The sequence below is a fragment of the Streptomyces sp. NPDC087440 genome (genome assembly GCF_044744005.1).
Classification (GTDB): Bacteria; Actinomycetota; Actinomycetes; order Streptomycetales; family Streptomycetaceae; genus Streptomyces.
In genome coordinates this window covers 178,182-184,199 of sequence record NZ_JBIUXN010000003.1, presented here as the reverse complement: position 1 = coordinate 184,199, position 6,018 = coordinate 178,182, and the positions used below count along the sequence as shown (strand labels likewise).

Genomic DNA, 6,018 nt, shown 5'->3' with positions numbered 1-6,018 from the left:
CCCGCCGGTTGCCCGCCGGGACGCTTCGCCGGACGTTCCGCCGGTTGCCCGCCGGGACGCTTCGCCGGACGTTCCGCCGGTTGCCCGCCGGGACGCTTCGCCGGACGTTCCGCCGGTTGCCCGCCGGGACGCCTCGCCGGACGTTCCGCCCGTCGCCCGCCCGGACGACTGGCAGGACCCGAGGTCCCCCCGCCCCGCCGAACGGGGCTGGGACGCCTGGCTCCCGACACCCCGCAAGGGCAGGCGAGCCGACCCTCCGGATGCGGACCCGACACCCCCGGCCGCCCCCACCGGCCGGACCCCGGCCCCTGAGGCGGCCCCCGACCCGACAAGCCTGACCCGGGCCTGGACCCCGGACCCGACGACGGACCGTACCGGCCTGACCGACGCGTGGACCCCGGCCCGGGAGACGGGCTCCGCCGGCCGGGAGGCCCCCGGCCGGGACCCCTCGGCCGGTGCCACCGACCGTGGCCCGGGCCCGGTGACCGATTCCGGCGACCGGGGCCCAGGGCCCGGAGCCGGGGCTGCGGAAGGCGCGCGGCGCACCTCGGCAGCGGGGCCCGCGGGGGAGCCGGAGAGCGGCCCGGCGTTCGAGCGCGGGGCAGGCTCCGAGCCCGGAGCGGCCGACGAGCCCATGGTCGCTTCCGACGAGGACGCCACTGCCTCCGCCCCGGAGAACGGCCCCGGGACCACCCCGGGCCCCCTTTCCGGTGCGGCCCCTGGAGCCGGGACCTCCCCCGGAACCGCTCCTGCGCCCGAAGCCGCCCCCGAAGTCGCTCCTGCGCCCGAAGTCGCCCCCGGGACCGCCCCCGGAATCGCTCCTGCGCCCGAGGTCACCCCCGGGGCCGCCCCCGGAATCGCTCCTGCGCCCGAGGTCACCCCCGGGACCGCCCCCGGAATCGCTCCTGCACCCGAGGCCGCCCCCGGGACCGGAACCGCTCCCGCCCGCCAAGCCGGGCCTCCTCCCGGCCCCGGGACCGGAACCACCCGCACCCCCGGGACCGAAACCACGCCCACCCCCGAAACCGGCCCCGAGTCCCCCCGACGGGACGCCGGGAGCCCCTGGTCCGGTTCGGAGACGGCCACCTGGGGGCCACCGCCCCCCTTGCCCGGCCCGCCCGGGACCCCCGGGCCCCGGCACGACCTCCGCCGCACCCGGCGCCTCTGGGACGAACCCTCGTCGGACGCCTACGGGCCCCGCCCCGAGCCGCCCGCGCCCGAGTCCCCCCGCGAGGACACCCCCGCCGCCGACCCCCGGCGCACCGAGACCCGCCGTACTGAGGGGAGGCTCCGCAACGTACCGCCCCTGCCGACGTCCTTCCCGCCCCGGCAGGACGCCCCGCCGGAGCCGTCCGTCCCCCCGCAGCCCCACCGCGCCCCCGCCGACCCCGGCGTCTTCGGGCCCCCGCCCTCACCCGTCGACGGCACGCCCCACAAGACACCCGCCCCGCGCACCGACACCCGTCCCGACACCCCCGCCCCCACCGTCTCGTGGGAGACCTCCGCGCCCCGCCCCTCCGTCACCCACCTGGGCGACGGGCCGCCCACCTATGACGCCGAGCCCACCGCCCTCGCCGCCGCCGACCCGCAGGACCTCGGAGGGCTCGTCGCGGACACCGTGCTGGACGGGGCCCGGTACGGCTCGTACACCCTGCGGGCCGCCTCCGTGCGCGGCGATTCGGCACGGTTCCGGGGCGAGCCCCGGCGCGACGCCCTGCTCACCGCCCGGTTCGGCAGTGGGGACGGCGGGCTGGTGCTGGTCGCCGTGGCCAGTGGGGCGCGTGCGGCGGAGGGGGCGCATCTGGCCGCCGCCGAGGCCTGCCGGTGGATCGGCGGGGCGGTCGGCCGCAGCCACGCCCGGCTGGCCGAGGACATCAGGGCCGGCCGGCGCGGCGACCTCAAGTCCGGGCTGCACCGGCTCACCGACCGCGCCTACGGCAAGCTGCGCGCCCGGGCCGCCGAGCTGGGCGTGGAGCCGGGGGAGTTCACCGCCGACCTGCGCTGCCTGCTGCTCTCCGCCGACCCGCTGTGCCGGACCCGGATCTACTTCGGGGTCGGCGACGGCGGCCTGTTCCGGCTGCGGGACGGGGTGTGGCAGGACATCGAACCGCCGGAGCCCGCCCCCGAGGCCCTCAGCGGCGAGGCGGTGGTCGGCTTCGGCTCCGTACCGAGTGCGGACGGCGAGCCCGAGGAGGGCCCGGACGGCGACCGGCTGACCATGGACCTCGGCATCACCACCCCGCCGTCCCCCTACGTCGACACCGCACCGCCCAGCTCCCGCTTCCGCTTCCGGGCGTCCGTGGCCCGCACCGACGACGTCCTGCTGCTCTGCAGCGCGGGCCTGGCCGAACCCCTGCGCGGCGAGGCGGCCCTCGCCAAGGAGCTCGCGGAACGCTGGGGCGAGGGCCGGCCGCCGGGCCTGGCCACCTACCTGGCGGACGTTCAGCTGCGGGTCAAGGGCTACGCGGACGACCGCACCTCGGCAGCGGTCTGGGAGGCATAACCGCATATTCCGTGGGTTCATGGACAGGCGTGCCGAGCGAGATCGAAAGCGTGATCGCAAACGCCGTCGACAGCGTGATCGCAAACGTCGTCGACAGCGCGATCGGCAGCGCGATCCGCAGCGTGTCCGAGAAGAGCCCTACCGGAAGGTGCACCCCCGTCATGGCGAAGCAGAAGGTGGCCGAGCAGTTCGTCGACATCCTCGTGCAGGCAGGAGTGGAACGCCTGTACGGGGTCGTCGGCGACAGCCTCAACCCGGTCGTGGACGCCATCCGCCGCAACGACGCCATCGAGTGGGTGCACGTCCGGCACGAGGAGACCGCCGCCTTCGCGGCCGGTGCCGAGGCCCAGATCACCGGCAAGCTGGCCGCCTGCGCGGGCTCCTGCGGCCCCGGCAACCTGCACCTCATCAACGGCCTCTTCGACGCCCACCGCTCGATGGCCCCCGTCCTGGCGCTGGCCTCGCACATCCCCTCCGCCGAGATCGGCCTCAACTACTTCCAGGCCACCCACCCCGACAAGCTCTTCGACGAGTGCAGCCACTACAACGAGCTGATCTCCTCCCCGAAGCAGATGCCCCGGGTCCTCCAGTCCGCGATCCAGCACGCCGTCGGCCGGGGCGGCGTCGGCGTGGTCTCCCTGCCCGGCGACGTCGCGGGCGAGACCGTCGCCGAGGAGGCCCTGGAGCAGTCGCTCGTCACCTCCCGCCCGGTGATCCGCCCCGGCGAGGGCGACCTCGCCAAGCTCACCGACCTGATCGACGGCGCCGAGAAGATCACCCTGTTCTGCGGCTCCGGCACGGCGGGCGCGCACGCCGAGGTGATGGAGTTCGCCGAGCGGATCAAGTCCCCGGTCGGGCACGCGCTGCGCGGCAAGGAGTTCATCCAGTACGACAACCCGTACGACGTGGGCATGAGCGGCCTGCTCGGCTACGGCGCCGCCTACGAGGCCATGCACGAGTGCGACCTGCTGATCCTGCTCGGCACGGACTTCCCGTACAACGACTTCCTCCCCAAGAACGTGAAGATCGTCCAGGTGGACGTCCGCCCCGAGAACCTCGGCCGCCGCTGCAAGCTGGAGCTCGGCGTGTGCGGCGACGTCCGCGAGACGCTGCGCTGCCTGACCCCGAGGGTGCGCGCCAAGTCGAGCCGCAAGTTCCTCGACAAGATGCTCAAGAAGCACGCCGACGCGCTGGAGGGCGTGATCAAGGCGTACACCCGCAAGGTCGACAAGCACGTCCCGATCCACCCCGAGTACGTGGCCTCCGTCCTGGACGAACTCGCCGACGAGGACGCCGTGTTCACCGTCGACACCGGCATGTGCAACGTCTGGGCGGCCCGCTACCTCACCCCCAACGGCCGCCGCCGCGTCATCGGCTCCTTCTCGCACGGCTCGATGGCCAACGCCCTCCCGCAGGCCATCGGCGCCCAGTTCACCGACCGCAACCGCCAGGTCGTCTCCATGTCCGGCGACGGCGGCTTCTCGATGCTGATGGGCGACTTCCTCACCCTGGTCCAGCACGACCTGCCGGTGAAGGTGGTGCTCTTCAACAACTCCTCCCTCGGCATGGTCGAGCTGGAGATGCTGGTCGACGGACTGCCTTCGTACGGTACGGAGAACCGCAACCCGGACTTCTCGGCGGTCGCGCGGGCCTGCGGTGCCTACGGCGTCCGGGTGGAGAAGCCCAAGGAGCTGGCGGGCGCGCTCAAGGACGCCTTCCGGCACAAGGGCCCGGCCCTGGTCGAGGTCGTCACCGACCCGAACGCCCTGTCGATCCCGCCGCACATCAAGGCCGCCCAGGTGAAGGGCTTCGCGCTGTCCGCCGGAAAGGTCGTACTGGACGGCGGAGTGGGCCGGATGGTCCAGATGGCGCGCTCCAACCTGCGGAATGTCCCGCGCCCCTAAGTCGTACGAGGGAACGGCGACGGCCCGCACGCCCGGGGCCATACGGATGGAAAGCGGCGCCGACGGGGGGTCTTCGGGGCGGGGTGCGGAACAGGTTCGTATCAAGTGACCATCGTTCCTCACCCCCTCAGGAAGGGTCCGTGACGCGCATGTCTTCCTCCCGTCGATACGGCCGCGTCTCCGCCGCAGCCGTCGCCGCGGTCGTCCTCACCGGCATCGCCGCCCCGGCCGCGTTCGCCGCCACCCCGGCCGCCGCGCCGACGGCCGCCACCGCGGTCGCCCCCTCCGACGACGTCCCGATCAAGGGCGGTCTGCTCAACCTGGACCTCGCCGCCGCGGTCGACCTCGACGCGCACGGTGTGGTCGTGGCCGCCGTCGACGGAGCCGTGCAGGCGGACGCCGGTGTCTCCCTGGTCATCGACGCGGGCAGCAGGGTCATCACCCGCAACGAGCAGATCGTCGGCGGCACCGTCGTACTCAAGGGCGGCGTCAAGCTGACCGCGGGCGCCAAGAGCGTCGTCGTCTCGGGCGTCAAGGTCGACCTCGCCACCGGTGTCGTCACCGCCACCGTCGGCACCAGGGCCGGGGTGCGGATCGGCACCATGGACGTCAGCAACGTCAGCGTCGACTCGGACGCCTCCCTCGTCCTGGACAGCGGGCTGACCCTGGACGCCGCGGCCCTCGTCTGGGTCGACACGGTCCTGGGCGTGCACGTCTTCGCCGACGTCGACGCCGACGTCCTCGTGGACGCCTACATCCAGGCCGACGTCGACGCCCGCATCCTGGTCGCCCTCGGCCTCAACGCCGACGTGGACGTCGACCTGGGTCTCGGCATCCTCTGACGCACCCCGCTCCGCCACCCGCCCCGCGCGGGACACGAACGCCCCGGTGCCCCGTCCTCGCTTGCTGGGAGGACGGGGCACCGGGGCGTCCCCGCGTTTCCCGCGCATGGCGTACGTCCAGAACGGCAGCCGCGCCTAGGGCGTTGGGGCGAATCGGGGCGCTCCGAGCCCCCCTGTACCCGGCCCGGCATGAGTGCGGCCCGTGAGCGGGGGCATTCATTGCGTGAGGGTGTTCGACCAGGAGGGGTTGACCGGGGTGTGGGTGGGGGTTATGACAAGGCAACAGCCGGGCCGTACCGGACCGGTGGCGCAGGGCCGCACCGCGTCGGGGGAAGCGCGGGCGGGCGAGACGACCGAGGGCGGACGCGCGTCGCCCCAGATGCGGTGCCGACTGGGCCGGGCGGACCTCACCGCCGTGGCCGACGCCCGGCACGCACTGCGCGAACTGCTGCGCACCTGGGGACGCCCGGGCTGCGCGGACGTCGCCGAACTGCTCACCAGTGAGCTGGTCACCAACGCGCTGATACACACCGAGAGCGACGCGGAACTGACGGCCACCCTGGCCGCCTCCACGCTCCGCGTCGAAGTCCACGACCATCTGTCCCGCATGCCGGAGCCGCAGTTGGCGACCTGCGACGAGAACACGCACGGCCGCGGGCTGCTCCTGGTCCAGGCCCTCGCGGACGCCTGGGGCGTCCGGATGCAGGGACACGGGCCGGGCAAGGTGGTCTGGTTCGAACTGGACGGGGGCCCGGCCGCCGGCTGACAC

At 74.3% G+C, this 6,018-nt stretch carries 4 protein-coding genes; all 4 read left to right on the top strand.

What is annotated here, in order from left to right; all coding sequences use genetic code 11:
• Positions 1–1,105 precede the first annotated feature (1,105 nt).
• The 4 genes from ACIO3O_RS09080 to ACIO3O_RS09065 all read left to right on the top strand — a co-directional run bounded on the left by ACIO3O_RS09080 (position 1,106) and on the right by ACIO3O_RS09065 (position 6,015).
• Positions 1,106–2,503 (top strand): protein phosphatase 2C domain-containing protein, encoded by a 1,398-nt coding sequence (locus ACIO3O_RS09080; protein WP_401743825.1) that lies wholly within the window; start codon positions 1,106–1,108, stop codon positions 2,501–2,503.
• A gap of 161 nt (positions 2,504–2,664) precedes the next feature.
• On the top strand, positions 2,665–4,407 hold the full coding sequence (locus tag ACIO3O_RS09075) for a pyruvate dehydrogenase (protein ID WP_401744462.1): 1,743 nt from the start codon (positions 2,665–2,667) through the stop codon (positions 4,405–4,407).
• A 140-nt stretch (positions 4,408–4,547) separates the two neighbouring features.
• Positions 4,548–5,249: a hypothetical protein gene (locus ACIO3O_RS09070; protein ID WP_401743823.1), complete on the top strand. Its 702-nt coding sequence runs from the start codon at positions 4,548–4,550 to the stop codon at positions 5,247–5,249.
• A 271-nt stretch (positions 5,250–5,520) separates the two neighbouring features.
• On the top strand, positions 5,521–6,015 hold the full coding sequence (locus tag ACIO3O_RS09065; RefSeq protein WP_401743821.1) for an ATP-binding protein: 495 nt from the start codon (positions 5,521–5,523) through the stop codon (positions 6,013–6,015).
• The last annotated feature ends 3 nt before the right edge of the window (positions 6,016–6,018 follow it).